The following is a 20,628-nucleotide window of genomic DNA, read 5'->3' as shown; positions in this document are numbered from 1 at the left end:
TGCCCGCACTGCGGGCAGAAGTGGTCGGCGGGGCGGCACAAGACGCCGCGCCTTTATCCTGCTTTCCTTCGTCCCTCGCCCTGCGCCTCTCAAGGGCCGCACAGCGGTTTGCACCGTTGGGACGGGTCAGGTGCTGCTGAAGCGGGGATCGGGGCACACAAGGCATCTCTGGGGTGACGGCGGTCGTATTCCTTTTGCCGTTGGAGGGTACGTCTGCGCCTCACCTCTAGCTCCAAACGTTGAAGCTGCCGTTGGTGAAACGTATCCACCGCCGGCCTCACCGGAAGAATTGTGTAGAGGTTGTTGCCTTTCCACTTCATCCCGTGCTTGTCGAAATAGCTGCTGGACTCCACAGTGATGAGCCCCGTCTCCAACAGCGTGTTGACACTTTTTATCGCAGTGTTCTTTGCCAGCCCCGTCGCGGCGGCGATGGTGTTGTAGCTGGGATGACAGGTGTGCGTCCGGCGGTCCTCGATTAGCAGCAGGTAGGCGTAGACCATAAACGCAGAGGGTGGAAGCCGCAGCAGGAATACCTCGTTGGGCAGAGTGAAAAATTTTACGTCCTCACACTTGAGCGCAGGAGTACCATCTTCACTGACGATCCCTTTCCTTACCAGAGCAGCCAGATGCTTTCTCACTGTATCCGCCGTCATATGAATGCCTGCCGAAATTACATCCGGAGTGAGTGTACTGGTAGAGGGGCGATAGCAGAGATAGGAAAAAATTAGGAACTCAATTGGCTTGAGTTTGTATTCCCACACCGAATTGGGCATAGCGAATCGGTAGTGCTGCGGGTCACGGCGGAGCCAGCTGATAGGCATTGCGCGCCGCCTCATTGCTGCGTCCCTCCAGTTGTGTTCTGCTCCACCCACTGGATGAACTTCTCCTTAGGAACCACCATGCGGCTGCCGACTCTCAGCACTGGGAAGCCGGGCGTGTGCATCAGCTCGTAACCGCTGGACGGCGAAACACCCAGCACCTGCGATACCATACTTGCATTGAGGAACAGGGGCAGGTCATCGTAACTCTTGCAATTTGATATTTTCATTGCAGTGCCTCCTTCAAAATTTTTCTTGCGTTTCGGAGGCCGCTCTGTTAGACTGTTCTCAGATCAAGCTGTGTTTTCCGAAACGCGGCGGGCCGCTGAACTGTTGCAGCAGTTCAGCGGCTTTTTATTCGAACTGTCTTTGCTTTTGATTGGCCATACACCGTACCCGTTCCTGCCCTGTGGCCTTGTTTGACCCCCACGGCGTTTTCCTCGACCTTGGCGCGCTCGGCTGTTCCCAGCATCCTGGCGTCGCTTCCCCGGTGAGTATCGTCTTTGGTGATGGGTATTCAGTTTTCGAGGTGCAGATAATGGTTGACGATTTATTCCTGTCATGATATAGTCTATCTATCCGCAGGGGTATCGTAACACAGCGAAGCGGTGTTGTCAATATATTGGATTAAAATAATCGTCTATTTTGTGAGAGGAGAAATTCTGATGAATTTTCCGAGACTTACTTTTCCATTGACTGTGGACTTTGGCGATACAGAATATTGGATCGGAGAACAGGGGCCTTTCAAATACGGCTCTGCGGTGACGGCGTTTTTCATCGGAGAGGACATCGGGGAGGTTTCCAACGACGGCATCCCTCTGATGCGGGAGCTGGAGCAGCAGCTTCAGACTTTCGGCGGTCATCTCAAGCCCTATGTGAGAGATCGGGAAATAGACGCGGCGGTGTTTCTCTGTCCGGAGGAGCATGCGGCTACCTGTTCGGTCTGTTTTGCCTTTCATCCAACGGCTGGCCACATTGGAATTATGACAGAGCGGTACAGCTTTTCCTCTTTGCATGATTTTCTCTTTGTGGAGCTGGGTAAGGCGATCCTTCGAGGCAGCGCGCCCCGGCAGTGCCGGCTGTGCGGGCGCTGGTTTCTCCATGAGCAGGGAGACCGGGCGATGTACTGTGAGCGCATCGCCCCCGGTGAGACGGAGCAGACCTGCCGGGAAATCGGGGCGCGGGCGGTCTTTGAGAAAAAAATTCAGGACGAGGACACCTGGAAACTTTACAAGCGAGCGTATAAAAAGTACTATGCTAGGTACATGAAGGGGAACATGAGCGAGGAGGCTTTCAAGACCTGGGCGGCGCAAGCCGCGAGGGATCGGGACGCGGCCATTGAGCAAGTGAAAGCGGCCTTGGACGAGAATCTGAAAGCGCAAGTCATTGAGCGGCTGAAAGAGGAATTGAACCGTCAGTAAGTACTGCTCTATCTTTGGAGACACTGGTGCAGCAAACATTTCGACAGGGAGGAACTGATATGTCTATTTTGGGTGCGATCATTGTCCCTCACCCGCCTTTGATTATCCCTGCGGTGGGACGCGGGCGGGAGCGGGAGGTCCAGGCCACCATTGATGCCTACCAAGCTACCGCGGAACAAGTTGCGGCCTGGAAGCCGGAGGTGCTGATCATCACCTCTCCCCACCAGATTATGTACGCCGACTATTTCCATATCTCACCGGGCCGTGGCGCCGCCGGAGACATGTCCGCCTTTGGCGCGGCCCAGACCAAACTGCGTGTAGAGTATGACGCCCCGCTGCGCCGCGAGATCATCCGCCGTGCGGAGGCCGCCGGCCTGCGGGCCGGGACGCTGGGCGAGCGGGACCCGTCCCTGGACCACGGCACCTTTCTGCCTCTGTACTTTTTGCAGGAGGCCGGGTTGGACTGCCCCATCCTACGCATCGGCCTGTCCGGATTTTCTCCGCTGGATCACTACCGGCTGGGCCAGTGCATCGCCCAGGCTGTGGATGCCCTGGGCCGCCGAGCGGTGTTCGTCGCCAGCGGAGACCTTTCCCATAAGCTAAGAAATGACGGCCCTTACGGCTACACCCCGGAGGGGCCGGAGTTTGACCGTCAGATCACCGAGGCCATGGCCGCCGGGGATTTCCTGCGCTTTTTGACCATGGACCCAGCCCTCTGCGAACGGGCGGCGGAGTGCGGCCTGCGTTCCTTTCAGATCATGGCCGGTGCGTTGGACGGACAGGCTGTGGAATCAAAGCTCCTCAGCTACGAGGGCGTCACCGGCGTGGGTTACGGGGTAGCCACGTTCACTGTCATCGGCCCGGACGAAGGCCGCCGGTTTGGGGAACAGTGTGAGGAACTGGAGCGAGCCCGATTGGCAGAGAAAAAGGCCTCCGAGGCCCCCTGGGTCAAGCTGGCCCGGATGTCCCTGGAGACCTTTGTGAAAACGGGAAAGCGGCTGCAGTGTCTGCCGGAGGGCCTGCCCGCAGAGATGACTGGGCAGGCCGCCGGGACCTTTGTCTCCCTCCACGCCCACGGCCAGCTCCGGGGCTGTATCGGGACCACCGGGCCGACCACGGAAAATGTAGCCTGGGAGATCGTCCAGAATGCCGTCTCCACCTGTGCCCGGGACCCGCGCTTTCCGCCGGTGACTGTGGCAGAGTTGGACAACCTGGAGTACAGCGTGGACGTGCTGGGCCAGCCGGAACCGATTGTCTCCCCAGACCAGCTGGACGTGAAAAAGTACGGCGTGATTGTTTCCTGCGGCAGCCGCCGGGGACTGCTGCTGCCCGACCTGAAGGGCGTAGACACGGTGGAGCAGCAGATTGACATTGCCCGGCAGAAGGGCGGCATCAACTCCCGGGAGAAGTACACCCTGGAGCGGTTCGAGGTGGTGCGGCACATATGATCTGCGAGTTGTGTTTCCATCACTGCGACCTGTCCGAGGGACAGACCGGTTTCTGCCGGGCCAGGGCCTGCCGGAATGGGGCCATTGTCCCTCTGAACTACGGCAAGGTGACCAGCCTGGCCCTGGACCCCATTGAGAAAAAGCCGTTGCGGCGGTTCCATCCCGGCAGCAGGATTTTGTCCGTGGGTAGCTTCGGATGTAACTTGCGCTGCCCATTTTGCCAGAACCATGAGATTTCCATGTGTGGAGATGGGGAGCTTGAGACAGCAGAGGTTTCCCCGGAGGCGCTGGCCGGTAAGGCGCAGGAGCTGCGGCCATACGGCAGCATCGGGGTAGCCTACACCTACAATGAGCCGTTGCTTGGCTATGAGTACGTCCGGGACTGTGCCGCTCTGGTCCATGAGCGGGGTATGGTCAACGTACTGGTGACCAACGGCACCATTGAGGAGGCCCCCTGGCGGGCGTTGCTCCCGTTGATCGATGCCGCTAACATTGATCTGAAAGGCTTTACCCCGGAGTGGTATCGAAAGCTGGGCGGTGATCTGGAGACGGTGAAGCGCTCCATCTCCTTGGCGGCGGGGCAATGCCATGTGGAGGTGACCACGCTCCTGATCCCCGGTGAAAATGACAGCGAGGAGGAAATCAGGAACTTGGCCCAATGGCTGGCGTCGGTGGACCGGAACATCCCTCTGCATCTGTCTCGGTTCTTTCCACGGTATCGGATGATGGACAAGACACCCGCTCTAGTGGAGCGGGTGTACCGGCTGGCCGATGTGGCGAGGGAGTACCTGCCTTTTGTCTATACGGGGAATTGCTGATGAAATCAGGATTGTACCCCATCTATTCAAAAATATGATGTAATAAAACAGAGGTAGAGTTTGAAGACATGGCCTCTTAACTCTATCTCTGCTTCCTTAATCATGATTCACATATGCGGTATCGCGCCGAAGTTCCCATTGCAAAGGTTTTCAACATGTACAGGACCACGCAGCGGCGTCAGGAACGTTTTGCCGCCTCTGCGCATAGATTGTACCGAGCAAGGGGGCTCGCGATGGTTCGCGAGCTCCCGTTTTTTAGGAGGGACAACATATGTGCGGAATCGCCGGAATGATTGACTTTGAGCAGGACCTGCGGGAGCGGGAGAAAACGCTGCTGGAAATGCAGTCCGTCTTACGCAGGCGGGGGCCGGATGAAGACGGGATCTACCTGAGCCCGCGGGCGGCCCTGGCCCATGTCCGACTGTGCGTGGTGGACCCGGAAAATGGCCGTCAGCCCATGACCGCCCGCCGAAACGGCCAGACCTGCACCCTGGTTTACAACGGAGAGCTGTACAACACGCCGGAGCTGCGCCGGGAGTTGACGGAAGCGGGCTGGGAGTTTGACGGTCACTCGGATACGGAGATGCTGCTGAAAGCCTGCATGGAGTGGGGGCCCGCGTGTGTAGACCGCCTGAACGGCATTTTCGCCTTTGCGGTCTGGGATGGGGAAACGCTGTTTCTGGCCCGGGATCGGATGGGGGTAAAGCCTCTTTTTTACTCGGTGACGGCGGATGGAACCTTGGTATTCGCCTCGGAGATCAAAGCAATTCTGCGGCACCCGGATATTCCGCCGGAGGTGGATGCGGAGGGCGCGGCGGAGCTGCTTCTGATCGGCCCGGGCCGGACGCCGGGGCAGGGGGTTTTCCGGAATGTACGGGAGCTGCTGCCGGGACAGTGCGGCGTTTTTGACCGGGAGGGCCTGCGGCTGTGGAACTATTGGAAACTCACCGCCCGGCCCCACCTGGAAAATGAGGCGGACACCGTGGCGCATGTTCGCTGCCTGGTCCGGGACGCCATCCGAAGGCAGCTGGTCAGCGATGTGCCCATCGGAACTTTCCTCTCCGGCGGATTGGATTCCAGCGTGATTTCCGCCGTGGCGGCGGAGACCCTGGGAGAGCGTGGGGAGCGGCTGAGGACCTTCTCGGTGGATTACCGGGAGAATGACCGCTATTTCACCGCCGGAAAATTTCAGCCCTCCGCCGACGGGCCCTATATCGAAGCGATGGCGGACTGTTTGGATACCCTGCATACCAATGTGGTGTTAGATCCCGTCCAGGTGGCCGCGGCCTTGGATGACGCCGCGGAGGCCCGGGACCTTCCGGGAATGGCGGACGTGGATTCGTCGCTGCTGCTGTTCTGCCGGGAGGTGCGCGGGGATGTGACGGTGGCCCTCTCCGGAGAGTGCGCCGACGAGATTTTCGGAGGCTATCCCTGGTTCCGGGACCCGGCGGTCCGGGCGGAGAACGGATTCCCCTGGGCGCAGTCCACGGCTTGGCGGGCGTCTTTCCTGACGCCGGAGTACGCCCAGGGATTGGACGCCGATGAGTTTGTCCGACAGCGCTGGCAGAAGACGCTGGCGGAGACGGACTGCCTGGACGACGATACGCCGGAGCAGAAGCGGGTCCGTCGGCTCACACGGCTGAATATGGACTGGTTTATGCAAACGCTTCTGGACCGGAAAGACCGCATGAGCATGTGGAGCGCGCTGGAAGTCCGTGTGCCGTTTTGCGACTGGCAGATTGTGGAGTATTTGTACAATGTGCCGCCCGCGCTTCGGGAGCTTGGGGGACAGGAGAAGGGTCTGCTCCGGTCCGCGGCGGCGGACTGGCTGCCAAAATCCGTGCTCCATCGGAAAAAAAGTCCCTATCCCAAGACCGTTCATCCCATCTATCTGGAGACGGTCGCCCGGAGGCTGCGCCGGCTGCTGGACGACGGAAACCCGCCTCTTTTTGCCCTGGTCCGCCGGGAGGCGCTGGAGAATCTTTTGACTTACGAGAGTCCCTGGCCCTGGTATGGCCAGCTGATGAGCCGGCCTCAGACGATCGCTTACTTTTTGCAGATGGATCACTGGCTGCGAGCCTATCAGGTCCAGCTGCTGTAAGCGGGAATCCAAACTCGGAACCGGTCACGTTGACAAAAAGGCGCCCCGGAATCGGGGGATTCCGGGGCGCCTTTCTTACATCTCATGAAAATGCCCTGTTGAGGAGGCCTTTTTGGCGTTCCTCTTTTGAACAGCTTTGTTGTACTGTGTCAAATTAGTACTGCCAATAGAAGAGTGCTGACGTTTACAAAATACCAAATATTTGTTCACACAATATGCGATTTTATATTTTAGTGTACCATTTCAGATGGACGCGATACAATGGCAGTATCATGATGCGGGAGGCAATCTTATGAATCGGTACAATATCAGCGCGGCTTTGGCTCCGCTGGAGAAGAAAATGGACGGGGATGTCCTTGTTCTGCTGACGTCGGAGGAACTGGAGCGGGGCGTCTCCATCCCCGGCCTGGAGCGTGTCCTTTGCCACACGCCCTCTGCGCGGGATGCCCGTGTATGCAAAGCGGAAGCCCGGCACAACTGCCTGTGCGGAACGATTGTGACCCCCAGGCGCACACGGGACGGCGTTCCCATCGCGTTCGGCTATCTTCTGACTCCCGGATGGGTGGTACTGTGCGATGATACCGGGACGGCCCGCTCCGCCGTGCAGCGCCTCCGGAAAGAGAACGCACACCTGGAAAACGGTATCGGCGGATTTTTTTATGAATTTATAGAATTGCTGATCGCCAAGGATTTGCACCACCTCCAAGGCATTGGAGACCGTCTGGAGCAGCTGGAGGATCAGGTCCTGTCCGGCGGGATGGAGGGGTTTAACCCCAGGATGACGGCGCTGCGCAAGGAGATTGCCGGCTGGATGCGGTACTACACCCAGCTGGACGATATGGTCTGTGAGTTTCAGGAAAATGAAAACGGGTACTTCAGCGAAAGAAAACTTCGTATGTTCCACATGGCGGAGAAGCGGATCGGGCGTCTGAACAGCGAGGCACAGCTGCTCCGGGAATACGGCCTGCAGCTGCGGGAGCTGTTCCAGGCGGAAATAGACATCCGCCAGAACCGGATTATGAAGATTCTTACCATCGTGACTACGATTTTCCTTCCCCTGTCCCTGGTAGCCGGGTGGTACGGGATGAATTTTACCGGAATGCCGGAGCTGACATGGAAATATGGATATCCAGCGGTCATCATTGGCAGTGCGCTGATCGTGTTCCTCTGCTTGTGGATTATGAAGAAGAAACGATTTTGGTAGTCCTTCTACCTGAAGGCCTTTTCCTCTGGTGACATTGCGGTACCTCCCATTACGAAAAGAAATCGGCGGAGGGACTGCGCTATATGAACATCATTGGCCACGTGTCCAGAAAAATGACGGCCGTCATCTTTGTGTTCCATGTAAAACCGCGGAGTCCTGTCAGTCGACAGAACTCCGCGGCTTTTTGTAAGAGCCTATCCCAAAATTACCCGCACACTGCTCGTGCCGCATATTTTCCGCCATACTGCGTTGATTTTCCTTGCCGGGCGTCAGCCCGCCTGCGAAAAATCGCCTTGTTTGGCAAAAAATCTGCGGCACGATCAGCGCACGGCTAATTTCGGGATAGGCTCTAAGTCTTTTAGCCGTTCGGAAACTGCTGCTCCGCGTATGCCAAACCGCTTTTTGCTTCTCAGAGAATTTTGCCGCCCGGTCCCGTTCCCCCTGTTATCTCACGCCAAACAGCAGGTCGCCATAGGTGGGGAATGGCCAGTATCTCTTTGCGGTGATGGTCTCCGCCTCATCGCAAGCCCGGCGCAGCCGGTCCATCTGCGGCAGCACCCGGTCCCGGATGCCCTCGGACTCCGTCCTTATATCGTTGGCTTCCGCCAGCTCTTCCACCAGCTGCTCCAGCTCCGCTGTCCTGGCGGCAATCTGATCGGTGAGACCGGACAGCTTCTCCAACAACGCTGTCTCATACGCGCAGGCGCAGCCGGGACTCAGCGCTTTTTTGCCGGCCGCCGCCCTTGCGGTTTCGCCGGCAAACGCCTGTATGGCGGGAAGAATCTCGGTGCGGGCCATGTCCGCCATGGTCCTGGCCTCAATGACAATGGTCTTGCAGTAGTTGTCCAGAGTAACCTCATAACGGGAGACCAATTCTGCCCTGGTATACACGCCGTGCGAAGTGAGCATATCCACGTTCTTCTGATCCAGCAGATGGGGAACGCAGTCCGGCGTACTGGGGTAGTTCATCAGCCCCCTCTGTTCGACAGCCTCCTTGATCCAGGCGGCATCGTAGCCGTTGCCGTTGAAGATAATCCGCTTGTGGTCACGAATGGTATCACGGATCAGGCCCTGCAAGGCGGATTTGAAATCCTCCGCCCCCTCCAGCTGATCGGCGAAACGCTTCAGGCTCTCGGCCATGGCGGCGTTGAGCATAATGTTGGCACAGGCAATGGAGTCGGAGGAGCCCACCATGCGGAATTCAAACTTATTCCCCGTGAAGGCAAAGGGCGAGGTGCGGTTGCGGTCCGTGGTATCCCTGCGGAACCGGGGCAGCACGTCCGCTCCCAGCTTCACCTTTCCCGCCTTCACGCCGGTATAGGGCGCGTCGTGCTCTATGGCGTCCAGAATGGCGGCCAGCTCATCCCCCAGGAACATGGACACCACGGCGGGCGGCGCCTCGTTGGCCCCCAGGCGGTGGTCATTGCCGGCGGTGGCCACTGAGATGCGCAGCAGGTCCTGAAAGTCATCCACCGCCTGGATGACGGCGCACAGAAACAGCAGGAACTGGGCGTTCTCATAGGGTGTCTCGCCGGGAGAGAGGAGATTGACGCCGGTGTCGGTGGACAACGACCAGTTGTTGTGCTTGCCGGAGCCGTTCACGCCCTCAAAGGGCTTTTCGTGGAGCAGGCAGACCAGGCCGTGGCGGGCAGCCACCTTCTGCATGATTTCCATGGTCAGTTGGTTGTGGTCTGTGGAGACATTGGTGGTGGAGTAGATGGGGGCCAGCTCGTGCTGGGCCGGAGCCACCTCGTTGTGCTGGGTCTTGGCCAGGATGCCCAGCTTCCAAAGCTCCTGATTCAGATCCTCCATGTAGGCGGCCACCCGGGGCTTGATCGTGCCAAAGTAGTGATCATCCATCTCCTGTCCCTTGGGAGGCCGGGCGCCGAAAAGCGTGCGTCCGGTGAAGCGCAGGTCCCGGCGCTGCTCCCACAGCTTGGCGTCCACCAGGAAATACTCCTGTTCCGGGCCCGCAGCGGTGCTTACCCGCTTTACCTCCGTGTTTCCAAACAGGCGCAGAATGCGCAGCGCCTGTCGGTTCAGCGCCTCCATGGAGCGCAGCAGAGGCGTCTTCTTGTCCAGCGCCTCACCATTGTAGCCGCAGAAAGCGGTGGGAATGCACAATGTCCGGTCCTTGATAAACGCGTAGGAGGTGGGGTCCCACGCGGTGTAGCCCCGTGCCTCAAAGGTGGCCCGCAGTCCGCCGGATGGGAAAGAGGAGGCATCCGGCTCTCCTCGGATCAACTCTTTGCCGGAGAACTCCATGATGACGCCGCCGTCCGGAGCGGGTGAGATAAAACTGTCGTGCTTCTCGGCGGTAACACCGGTAAGGGGCTGAAACCAGTGGGTAAAGTGGGTTGCCCCATGGGCCACCGCCCAATCCCGCATAGCGGAGGCCACCGCGTTGGCCACGCCAATATCCAGCCTCGCGTCCTCATCAATGGTCCTGCGAAGAGACTGGTACACTTCGGCGGACAGATTCGCTTTCATCACCCGATCATCAAATACCAAACTTCCGAAATACTCTGGCAGTGCTGCCATGTTCGTTCACCCTTTCCGCGATCATCGCATAAAAAGGGCAAAGGCGCCTTCCGGGAATACTCCCTAAAGACGCCTTTGCCTTTATGGGGGCATTATACGCCCTCGCCGGGGCCCTGTCAATCATTTTTCAGGGATTTCAGAAATCTTGGCCGAAACACCGGAAAATTCCGCTGCCGCGAAAATTTTTTCATGAACTTTCCACGATGGGCATTTCTCTTTCCAGAACCTATACCACCCGTACAAGATTGGTGCAGCCATTGAGGTATGAATCCACCTCCGCGGCGGCACTCCGCCCCTCCGCGATGGCCCATACCACAAGAGACTGGCCCCGGCGCATATCCCCGGCGGCAAAGACCTTCTCCACGGTGGTGGCAAAGCCGCCCTCCGAAGTCTGGACCGTCTCATCCCAGGCCACGCCGAAGGCCTTGCACACTTCGCCCGCGCATCCGGCAAAGCCGGTGGCGGCGATCAGGAGCCCGCAGGGCAGAGCGTCTCCCTCCGTGGTGGTCACGGCGGTCAGTGCGCCGTTCTCCACACGGATCTCCTTAATTTGCACGCCAAACCGCCTGGGATCCTCTCCAAACAGGGCAGCAGCCTCCTCATGGGCACAGTCCCGGGGCAGAACACCGTTTTGCAGGTAGTCTGCCTCCGGACGGCGCACCAGCTGTGCAATGGACCGGCATCCCTGCCGCAGGGCCGTGGCCACGCAGTCGGAGGCGGTGTCGCCGGTACCGACGATGATCACGTCCCTCCCCTCCGCTGTGGGAACGGCGGGCGTTTTACCAAACTGCCGCTGTTCCACAGCGGCCTTCAAAAACTCCGTGCCGTAGCAGATGCCGGAGATTCCTTCTGTCTCCAATCCAAGGGGGCGGGGCCGCTCCGCGCCGCAGCAGAGGATTACCGCATCATAGTCCCGCAGCAGCCTCTGGGCCACCTGGGGGTCCGCCGCATCCACACCGGTGACAAAGCTGACCCCCTCGTCCGTCATCAGGTTAATTCTGCGCTTTACGATGTCCTTGGGCAGCTTCATATTGGGAATGCCGTAGGTCAAAAGCCCTCCGGGCCGCTCCTCCCGCTCCACAACGGTGACAGAGTGGCCCCGGTGATTCAGCTGGTCCGCCGCCGCCAGGCCCGCCGGGCCGGAACCCACCACCGCCACCTTCTTTCCCGACCACTGAGGCGGACGGCGGCGCCGCACCGCCCCGGCGGCAAAGGCCTCCTCTATGACGCTCAGCTCGTTGTCCCGGATGGTCACGGCATCGCCGTACATTCCGCAGATGCACGCCTCCTCGCAGGGCGCAGGGCAGACCCGCCCGGTGAACTCCGGGAAATTATTGGTTTTCAGCAGGCGGCTCAGGGCATGAGAGGGGTTCCCCGCATGGATCATGTCGTTCCACTCGGGAATCAAATTATGCAGGGGACAGCCAAAGTCCCGCCCCTCCCACTGGATGCCGGATTGGCAGAATGGGACGCCGCAGTTCATACACCGCCCTCCCTGTTCCCGGCGGGCATCCGCCGTCAGGGGGATGCGGAAGGGCTCCCAGTCCCGGACCCGCTCCAGCGGCGGGCGGTCCGCCGGCTCCCGCCGGTCATATTCCAAAAATCCAGTGATCTTTCCCATATCGTCACCCCTCCTTATCCTCTCGCGGTGGCATAAAACGCCTCGATCTCCGCCTGCTCCCGGCTCATGCCCTTTTCCTCCTGCTGGGCAATAGCCCGAAGCATCCGGTCATAGTCTCTGGGCATGACCTTCTTGAAGCAGGGAATATAGGACTGGAACGCCGCCAGAATTTGCTTCCCTCTGGGGGAACCGGTGGCGGCTACATGCTCCTCAATCAGGGCACGAAGCTCCGCAATATCGTGGGCCTCTGTCAGTTCCGCAGCCTGAACCTGCTCCTTATTGAGGCGGAGATACAAATCATGCCGTTCGTCCAGCACGTAGGCCACGCCGCCGGACATGCCCGCCGCAAAGTTCTTCCCGGTGGGCCCCAGGATCACTGCCCGGCCTCCGGTCATGTACTCGCAGCCATGGTCGCCCACGCCCTCCACCACAGCGGAGGCACCGGAGTTGCGGACGCAGAAGCGCTCTCCGGCCATACCGTTGATGAAGGCCTTGCCGCCGGTGGCTCCATAGAGAGCCACGTTGCCCACGATGATGTTCTCCCCCGGCTTAAACCCGGTCCCCCCCGCCGGCGGATGCAGAATCAGCTTGCCGCCGGAGAGGCCCTTGCCGAATCCGTCGTTGCAGTCCCCCTCCAGGTCCAGCGTCAGCCCCCTGGGGATAAATGCCCCGAAGGACTGCCCGCCGCCGCCGCGGCAGGTGATGACATAGCTGTCCTCCGGCAGGCCGTTTTCGCAGGTTCGGGTGATCTCTGAACCGAACAGGGTGCCGAAAGCCCGGTCCGTGGAGGAAATCCGGATATCCAGACGCCCGCTCCTCCTGTCCCTGAGACTTTTTCCCAGTTTTTCCATCAGCACCCGCATATCCGCCGTCCTCTCCAGCTGAAAGTCGTAGACTGCGGCGGGGTCGAAGTGGGGCACATGGTCACCACAGGGATTTTGCAGCAGTGCGTCCAGATTCAGGGCCTCCGCCCGGCGAGTTATCAGTTTTTCCCGAACCCGCAGCAAATCGCACCGGCCCACCAGCTCGTCCACGGTCCGTACGCCCAGGGAGGCCATGTACTCCCGCAGCTCCCGCGCTACAAAATACATAAAGTTCTCCACGTACTCAGGCCTGCCGGAAAACCGCTTCCGGAGCTCTGGGTCCTGGGTGGCAATACCGGCGGGACAGGTGTCCAGATTACACACCCGCATCATGCAGCAGCCCATGGCCACCAGGGGCGCAGTGGCAAAACCGAATTCCTCCGCTCCCAGCATACAGGCAATTGCCACGTCCCGGCCTGTCATCAGCTTGCCATCGGCTTCAATCACCACCTGCTGGCGGAGGTCGTTTTGTATCAGGGTCTGATGGGCCTCCGCCACCCCCAACTCCCAGGGCAGGCCCGCCCCCTGAATGGAGCTGCGGGGGGCCGCTCCGGTACCGCCGTCGTGGCCGGAGATCAGCACCACCTGCGCCCCGGCCTTGGCAACGCCGGCGGCAATCGTGCCTACTCCCGCCTCGCTGACCAGTTTGACACTGATCCGGGCGAACCGGTTGGCGTTTTTCAAATCATATATCAGTTGGGCCAGGTCCTCGATGGAGTAGATGTCATGGTGGGGCGGCGGGGAGATCAGGGTCACGCCGGGGGTAGAACACCGGGTCCTGGCAATCCAGGGATATACCTTTTTCCCCGGCAGGTGCCCCCCCTCGCCGGGCTTGGCCCCCTGGGCCATCTTGATCTGAATCTCATCAGCGCTGACCAGATACTCACTGGTGACGCCGAAGCGGCCTGAGGCCACCTGTTTGATGGCGGAGCGGCGGTCACTGCTCAGCCGCTCCCGTGCCTCGCCGCCCTCGCCGGAGTTGGATTTTCCGCCAATGCGGTTCATCGCAATAGCCATGCACTCGTGGGCCTCCCGGGAGATGGAGCCATAGCTCATGGCCCCGGTCTTGAACCGCCGGACAATGCTCTCCACCGGTTCCACCTCTTCCAGGGGGATTCCCCCGTCCTCCGAAACACGGAAATCCAACAGGCCCCGCAGCGTGTGGGGTTTGTCGGCAAAATCCACCAGGGCACTGTACTCCTTAAAAATCTCATAGCTCCCTTCCCGCGCCGCCTTCTGCAAAAGGAGAATGGTGCGCGGGTTGTACATATGGTCCTCTTTGTCCGGTCCGGAACGGAGCTTGTGAATCCCTGCGGAATCCAGCGTGGAGTCAAAACCCAGACCCAGAGGGTCGAAAGCCTGACTGTGATTCCACTCTACGCCTTCTCCGATTTCCTCCAGCCCCACGCCCTCCACACGGCTGACCGTGTTGGTGAAGTACCGGTCCACAGTGGCCCTGTTGATGCCCACGCACTCAAAAATCTGGGCGGACTGGTAGGACTGGATGGTGGAGATTCCCATTTTGGAGGCGATCTTCACAATTCCGTGGAGAATGGCCTCATTGTAGTCCCTGACGGCCACGGAGGACTCCTTGTCCAGCAGTCCCCGCTCCACCAGCTCCTCCACGCACTCCTGGGCCAGATAGGGATTGATCGCCTGGGCGCCGTATCCCAGAAGCGTTGCAAAATGGTGGACGTCCCGGGGCTCCGCGCTCTCCAGAACCATGGAGACCGCTGTCCGTTTTTTGGTCCGAACCAGGTGCTGCTCCAGGGTACTCACCGCCAGGAGAGAGGGAATCGCCACGTGATTTTCATCCACGCCCCGGTCCGAGAGAATGATAATGTTGGCGCCCTTCTTATAGGCCCGGTCCACATTCACCACCAGACGGTCCAAGGCGTTGGCCAGAGGGGATCCCTTGTAGTACAGCAGGGAAACGGTCTCCACATGGAAGCCCGGGCGGTCCATATGCCGAATTTTCATCAGGTCCACCGAGGTCAAAATGGGGTTTTGGATTTGAAGAACCGTACAGTTGGACGCTTTCTCTTCCAGCAGGTTGCCGCTGGGGCCCACATAAACGGTGGTGTCGGTGACAATTTCTTCCCGGATGGCGTCGATGGGGGGATTCGTCACTTGGGCGAAAAGCTGCTTGAAGTAGTTGAACAGGGGTTGGCGGCGCTCGCTGAGTACTGCCAGCGGCGTGTCCACCCCCATGGCGGAGGTGGGCTCCATCCCATCCCGGGCCATGGGGAGAATGGCATCCTTCACCTCCTCATAGGTGTAGCCGAAGGCCTTATACAGCCGGTCCCGCAGCTCCTGAGGATGGGTCTCCACCCGCTTGTTGGGAATGGGGAGGTCCCGGAGGTGAATCAGATTGGCGTCCAGCCACTCGCCGTAGGGCTGGCGGCGGGCATAGCGGGATTTGAGCTCTGCGTCGTCCACCAGCCGGCCTTCCCGGAGGTCCGCCAGCAGCATCCGTCCCGGCTGAAGGCGGGACTTTTTTACAATGCACTCCGGCGGCACATCCAGCACTCCCACCTCGGAGGAGAGAATCAGTTGTTGATCGTCTGTGAGATACCACCGGCAGGGCCGAAGTCCGTTCCGGTCCAGCACCGCCCCCACGGTGTCGCCGTCAGAGAAGACGATGGCGGCGGGCCCGTCCCAGGGCTCCATCATAGTGGCGTAATAGTGGTAGAAATCCCGCTTCTCCCGGTCCATCCGCTTATCCTTAGCCCACGGCTCCGGGATGCAGAGCATGACGGCCCGAGGCAGCTCCATACCGTTCATCATCAGGAACTCCAGGGTGTTGTCCAGCATAGCGGAGTCTGACCCGTTCTGGTCCACAACAGGCAGAATCTTATCCATATCGTCATCCATAACGGGAGAGGAGACGGTCTCCTCCCGGGCCAGCATCCGGTCCGCATTTCCCCGGATGGTATTGATTTCCCCGTTGTGGAGAATATACCGGTTGGGGTGCGCCCTCTCCCAGGAGGGGGAGGTATTGGTGGAGAAACGGGAGTGGACCAGGGCGATGGCGCTCTGACAGTCCGGGTCCGTCAAATCGGCATAGAACTGCCGCAGCTGCTCCACCAGAAACATTCCCTTATAGACAATCGTCCGGCTGGAGAAAGAGGGGATATAGGTATTGACATTGGACTGTTCAAATACCCGCCGGACAACATACAGCCTCCGGTCGAACTCCAGACCCCGGGCACAGTCCTCCGGGCGCTTCACGAAGCAGTGGCAGATATGGGGCATACAGCTTCTCGCCTTCTCCCCCAGCACCTCCGGATGGACCGGCACGTCCCGCCAGCCCAGGAACTCCAGTCCCTCCTTGTCCACAATGATCTCCAGCATCTTTTGGGCCTGGGCCCGCCTGACCCTGTCCTGGGGGAAGAAGAACACCCCCACGCCATAATCCCGTTCACCCCCCAGAGCGATTCCGAGGTTACCGGTGGCTTTTACCATCAACCTGTGGGGCACCTGGAGCAGCAGGCCCACGCCGTCGCCGGTCTCTCCGGCGGCGTCCTTTCCGGCGCGGTGCTCCAGCTTTTCCACGATTTTTAAAGCGCTGTCCACCGTCCCGTGGGATTTTCGTCCCCGGATGTCCACAACCGCGCCAATGCCGCAGGCGTCGTGCTCAAACCGGGAGCTGTACAGCGGAGACACAAATGACATAAAAAACACTCCGTTCGCTGGCAAAATAAAAAAAGAGCAACGGGACCCCTTGGGAGGCCCCGTTGCTCTCTCATATTTTTTATTATACGTGCAAAAATACGCAGCTGTCAACGCTTTTTCCTGAAAATATCGGGCTATTCTCCCGTTTTCAGTAACTGCGCCAAAAGATTTCTTTTTGTGTCAGCACTCTTTGTGCATTTATGCGCTGCGGACGAATGTTCTCCATTCACATACGCACCGATTTATTTTGCCTCTTCGTCCTGGAGAGCGTCATAGCCCTGCCCGCCAGTGCGTACCTTCACCACATTTTCCACGTTGTAAACGAAAATCTTTCCATCACCGAAAGCGCCGGTGTACAGCACCTTCCGGGCGGTTTCCACCACCAGACTCACCGGCACCTTGCTGACCACGATGGACACCTGGATGCTGGGCAGCATGGTGGCCTCCACCTTGGCGCCCCGGAAGTAGCCCTCCGTCTTGCCTCGCTGCTCGCCGCAGCCCATGACATTGGTTGCCGTCATGCCTGTAATGCCGATATTGAACATGGCCCGCTTCAGCGCGTCGAATCGCTCCATCTTACAAAGAATGTCCACTCTGGTTATTTTCACGCCGCCCCGGGATGCTTCGACGGAGACGGCGGGGGGCACGGTCTCCACCGGTACCGCCTCCTGCAGGGGAACGGCTTCGGGCGCTGCAGGGACCGGCAGGCCGTCCGGCGTATCGTCGTAGACGAAGGCGAAGCCACCGTAAGCGGAGGGCAGGCCGTGCTCCGTGATGTCCAGGCCCTTCAGCTCCTCCTCCTGGGAGACGCGAAGCCCGATTGTGTGCTTGATGACCAGGAAAACGATGGTAATCATCACCGCCGCCCAGAGGGCCGTGCAGACTGCGCCCAGACACTGGATCAGGAGGAAATGGGCGCCGTGGCCGTAAAGCAGACCCTCGCTGGTGGAGAAGAGGCCGGCGAGGATGGTCCCCGCTGCGCCGCAGATGCCGTGGACGGAAATCGCACCCACCGGGTCGTCGATCTTCAAAACGGAGTCGAAGAAATTCACGGAGACAGGCAGCAGCAGTCCGGCGATGGCGCCGATGGCGGCGGCTCCCGCCGGGGAGACCACGTCGCAGCCGGCGGTGATTGCCACCAGCCCCGCCAGGGCGGCGTTAAGGGTCATGCCCACATCCGGCTTCTTGTAGCGAACCCAAGTGTAGATCATAGTCACGACACTGGCCACCGCCGGGGCCATGTTGGTGGTGACAAAAATCAGCCCCGCGCTGACGATCACATCATCCCCCTCCATGCCCACGGTGGAGCAGCCGTTGAAACCAAACCAGCAGAACCAGAGGATAAACACACCCAGAGCGCCCAGGGACAGACTGTGGCCCAGGATGGCCCGGGGCCTGCCCTGGTCGTCGTATTTGCCGATCCGGGGACCCAGGATAGCTGCGCCGATGCAGGCGCACACGCCGCCCACCATGTGAACCGCCGTGGAACCCGCAAAGTCATGGAATCCCAATCGGCTCAGCCAGCCGCCGCCCCAGATCCAGTGGCCGGAAACGGGATAGATGAAGGCGGAGATGCAGAAAGAGTAGAGGCAGTAGGAAATGAACCTGGTCCGCTCCGCCATAGCCCCGGAGACGATGGTGGCCGACGTGGCGCAGAAGACCGTCTGGAAAATGAGGTAGGCAAACAGGGGCACCCCGGCGGGCAGGACGGCGGAATAGTCCCCTCGGACGAAGGGGTCCAGCCCTCCGATGATGGCCCCGGGCCCGGCAAACATCAATCCAAAGCCCAGAAGCCAGTAAGTAGGTGTGCCAATGCAGAAGTCCATGAGGTTCTTCATCAGGATATTGCCGGTGTTCTTGGCTCGGGTAAAGCCTGCCTCGCACATGGCGAAGCCCGCCTGCATCAGGAAGACCAGAGCCGCTCCCAGCAGAACCCAGATGGTGCTGACAGATGAATACATAGTACTCCCTCCTTAAATGAAACGGGCAAAGGCGTCCGAGAGTCACGCTCTCAGGACGCCTTTGCCCTTGTGATGGGTACACTTTACCACGGCGCCGGCAGCTCCGTCAATAGAGGGGGATACAAGATATTAGAGTATCTACACAAAAAACTTTTGCAAAATTATACAATTCACCCAACGTCATACATTGTAAGACTCCACAACCCAACGGGCGGCTTCCGCCAGCTTCATGCCGCTGTCCATGGCCCGGCGCTGGAGAAACCGGTGGGCCTCCTCCTCGCTCATGCGGTTTACATCCATGAGGAGCTCCTTGGCCTTTCGGATTAGCCGCTGGGCCTCTTCTCCTCTCCCGGAAACAGGGTGGCGGAGATGTGTGCTCTCAAAATCCAAAAGCAGCCTTAACGAGGCCATGAACTCAGCATGTGTGGCGGGCAGAGGCAGCTTGTAGAGATTTTCTCCGCCGCACAGGTCCAGATAGGAAGCCCTGGCTATGACCAGCAGCACCGCTGTTCCCCGCAGCTCCGCCGCCAGGGTATCCGCCGTCATATCCGGCAGGTGAAAGCCACAGATTACCATGGCGCTGCCCAGCTGCCGGGCCATGCGGATCACCTCCGCACCGGAAGCGCAGGCCATGGTTTCCCAGCCCTCCCTGCTCAGCAGGCACAGGCTCTTTTGCCGGATGCGCTCATCTGCAAAAGCGACAATCGCTCGCTCCATCTGCGGCTCACCATGTAATCAGGCAGCGGTCCAGCTCCCACTGGGATATCTGTGTTCGGTATTCCTCCCACTCCTGCCGTTTGCCCTCAATATACCGCGCAGCATAAGGCCCCAACGCCTCTATTACCACCGGATCCGCCTCCATGGCCCGGAGGGCGTCCTCCAGCGACGAGGGCAGATTCCGGATTCCCCGCGACGCCAGCTCTTCCGGCGACATGTGGTAGAGGTTTCCGGCAATCTCCGGCGGCGGCGCCAGCTCCCGCCGGATGCCGTCCAGCCCCGCAGCGAGACATGCCGCCAGCGTCAGATAGGGATTACAGGTGGGGTCGGGGCTCCGCAGCTCCACGCGGGTCCCCTGCCCTCTGGAAACGGGAATTCGGATGAGCGCAGAGCGGTTGCCGGAGGACCAGGTCAGGCAGCAGGGAGCCTCGTAGCCCGCCACCATTCGTTTGTAGGAATTCACCAGCGGATTGGCCAGCGCACAGAATCCCCGGGCGTGCTCCAGAAGGCCCGCGATAAACTGCCGGGCCAGAAGGGACAATCTCTGTGGATCCCTTTCGTCATAAAACATATTCCGTCCCTCACGGAACAGAGAGAGGTTGATATGCATCCCGTTGCCCGCCGCATCCCGCAGGGGCTTTGGCATGAAAGTGGCGTGGAGTCCGTTCTTCTGGGCCAGGGTCTTCACAGCCAGTTTGAGAGTCATAATGTTGTCGGCGGCAGTAAGGGCATCCGCGTATTTCAGGTCTATCTCGTGCTGTCCGGCAGCGACCTCGTGGTGACTGGCCTCCACCCCGATTCCCATCTTCTCCAGCGCCAGAGCCACCTCCCGGCGGGTGCTCTCGCCGTGATCCAGGGGACCAAGGTCAAAGTATCCCGCTCTGTCGGCGGTCCTGGTAGAGGGATTCCCCTCCTCATCAGTGAGAAAGAGGAAAAACTCCAGCTCCGGCCCCACATTCAGGGCCAGTCCCATATCCTCTACCGTCTGCAGTGCCTGCTTCAGCACGTTCCGGGGATCTCCGGCAAAGGGAGAGCCGTCCGGGTTGTGGACATTGCAGATCATCCGGGCCACCTTGCCATACTGCGGACGCCAGGGCAGGATGGCGAACGTGTTCAAATCCGGCTTCAAATACTGGTCGGACTCCTCCACACGGACGGAGCCCTGGATAGAACTGCCGTCCAGCATGATCTCCCCGTCCAGCGCCCGCTCAATCTGCGATACTGTAATCGCCACATTTTTCAGCTGTCCAAAGAGATCTGTAAACTGCATCCGGATAAATTGGACGTCCTCCTCCTGGATCAGGCGGAGGATCTCCTCTCTGGTGTATCCTTCCATTCTGCGCTCCTTTCGGCCCAAGGCCCGCTAATTGAGATAATACCTGACATAAAAAGAGCAAAGACACCCCCTGAGGGGGCGCCTTTGCTCTCTCTGGAAGAGAT

13 protein-coding genes are annotated in these 20,628 nt (G+C 59.7%); 5 read left to right on the top strand and 8 right to left on the bottom strand.

Features of this window, described 5'->3' with window-relative positions; genetic code table 11:
- Positions 1-89 precede the first annotated feature (89 nt).
- Positions 90-638 carry a helix-turn-helix domain-containing protein gene (locus C816_RS22110; protein WP_242832271.1) on the bottom strand — a complete coding sequence of 183 codons (549 nt, stop codon included), beginning with the start codon at positions 636-638 and terminating at the stop codon, positions 90-92.
- Between the two features lie 194 nt (positions 639-832).
- Positions 833-1,048 carry a helix-turn-helix transcriptional regulator gene (locus tag C816_RS19000; RefSeq protein ID WP_016324037.1) on the bottom strand — a complete coding sequence of 72 codons (216 nt, stop codon included), beginning with the start codon at positions 1,046-1,048 and terminating at the stop codon, positions 833-835.
- A 435-nt stretch (positions 1,049-1,483) separates the two neighbouring features.
- Between C816_RS19000 and C816_RS18995 the strand changes: the two genes are divergently transcribed.
- The 5 genes from C816_RS18995 to C816_RS18975 all read left to right on the top strand — a co-directional run bounded on the left by C816_RS18995 (position 1,484) and on the right by C816_RS18975 (position 7,810).
- Positions 1,484-2,239 carry a DUF6076 domain-containing protein gene (locus tag C816_RS18995; RefSeq protein ID WP_016324036.1) on the top strand — a complete coding sequence of 252 codons (756 nt, stop codon included), beginning with the start codon at positions 1,484-1,486 and terminating at the stop codon, positions 2,237-2,239.
- 59 nt (positions 2,240-2,298) lie between these two features.
- Positions 2,299-3,687, top strand: coding sequence for an AmmeMemoRadiSam system protein A (gene amrA / locus C816_RS18990; RefSeq protein WP_016324035.1), 1,389 nt, complete (start codon positions 2,299-2,301; stop codon positions 3,685-3,687).
- Positions 3,684-4,505: an AmmeMemoRadiSam system radical SAM enzyme gene (gene amrS, locus C816_RS18985; RefSeq protein ID WP_016324034.1), complete on the top strand. Its 822-nt coding sequence runs from the start codon at positions 3,684-3,686 to the stop codon at positions 4,503-4,505. Before amrA ends, amrS begins: the two co-directional genes overlap by 4 nt.
- A gap of 271 nt (positions 4,506-4,776) precedes the next feature.
- Complete coding sequence (gene asnB, locus C816_RS18980) at positions 4,777-6,606, top strand: asparagine synthase (glutamine-hydrolyzing) (protein WP_016324033.1); 1,830 nt, start codon at positions 4,777-4,779, stop codon at positions 6,604-6,606.
- Positions 6,607-6,898: 292 nt separating this feature from the next.
- The gene (locus tag C816_RS18975) at positions 6,899-7,810 is read left to right on the top strand and encodes a magnesium transporter CorA family protein (protein WP_016324032.1); all 912 of its coding nucleotides are present in this window, start codon (positions 6,899-6,901) and stop codon (positions 7,808-7,810) included.
- A 444-nt stretch (positions 7,811-8,254) separates the two neighbouring features.
- Here the strand turns inward: C816_RS18975 and C816_RS18970 are convergent, their stop codons facing one another.
- The 6 genes from C816_RS18970 to glnA form a co-directional block, all read right to left on the bottom strand.
- Complete coding sequence (locus tag C816_RS18970; protein ID WP_016324031.1) at positions 8,255-10,351, bottom strand: glutamine synthetase III family protein; 2,097 nt, start codon at positions 10,349-10,351, stop codon at positions 8,255-8,257.
- 226 nt (positions 10,352-10,577) lie between these two features.
- A complete protein-coding gene (locus tag C816_RS18965; protein ID WP_016324030.1) occupies positions 10,578-11,972 on the bottom strand; it encodes a glutamate synthase subunit beta in 1,395 nt (464 codons plus the stop codon).
- A gap of 14 nt (positions 11,973-11,986) precedes the next feature.
- Entirely contained in the window at positions 11,987-16,510 is a 4,524-nt protein-coding gene (gltB, locus tag C816_RS18960; RefSeq protein WP_016324029.1) for a glutamate synthase large subunit, read from the bottom strand.
- Positions 16,511-16,752: 242 nt separating this feature from the next.
- A complete protein-coding gene (locus tag C816_RS18955; protein WP_016324028.1) occupies positions 16,753-18,471 on the bottom strand; it encodes an ammonium transporter in 1,719 nt (572 codons plus the stop codon).
- Between the two features lie 180 nt (positions 18,472-18,651).
- Positions 18,652-19,188 carry an ANTAR domain-containing response regulator gene (locus C816_RS18950; RefSeq protein WP_016324027.1) on the bottom strand — a complete coding sequence of 179 codons (537 nt, stop codon included), beginning with the start codon at positions 19,186-19,188 and terminating at the stop codon, positions 18,652-18,654.
- Between the two features lie 7 nt (positions 19,189-19,195).
- Positions 19,196-20,524, bottom strand: coding sequence for a type I glutamate--ammonia ligase (gene glnA, locus C816_RS18945; protein WP_016324026.1), 1,329 nt, complete (start codon positions 20,522-20,524; stop codon positions 19,196-19,198).
- Positions 20,525-20,628: the final 104 nt, after the last annotated feature.

Origin of the sequence: Oscillibacter sp. 1-3, from assembly GCF_000403435.2 — a bacterium.
Lineage (GTDB): Bacteria > Bacillota > Clostridia > Oscillospirales > Oscillospiraceae > Oscillibacter.
The sequence above is the reverse complement of the archived record's forward strand: the minus strand, read 5'-3'. Positions and strand labels throughout refer to the sequence as shown.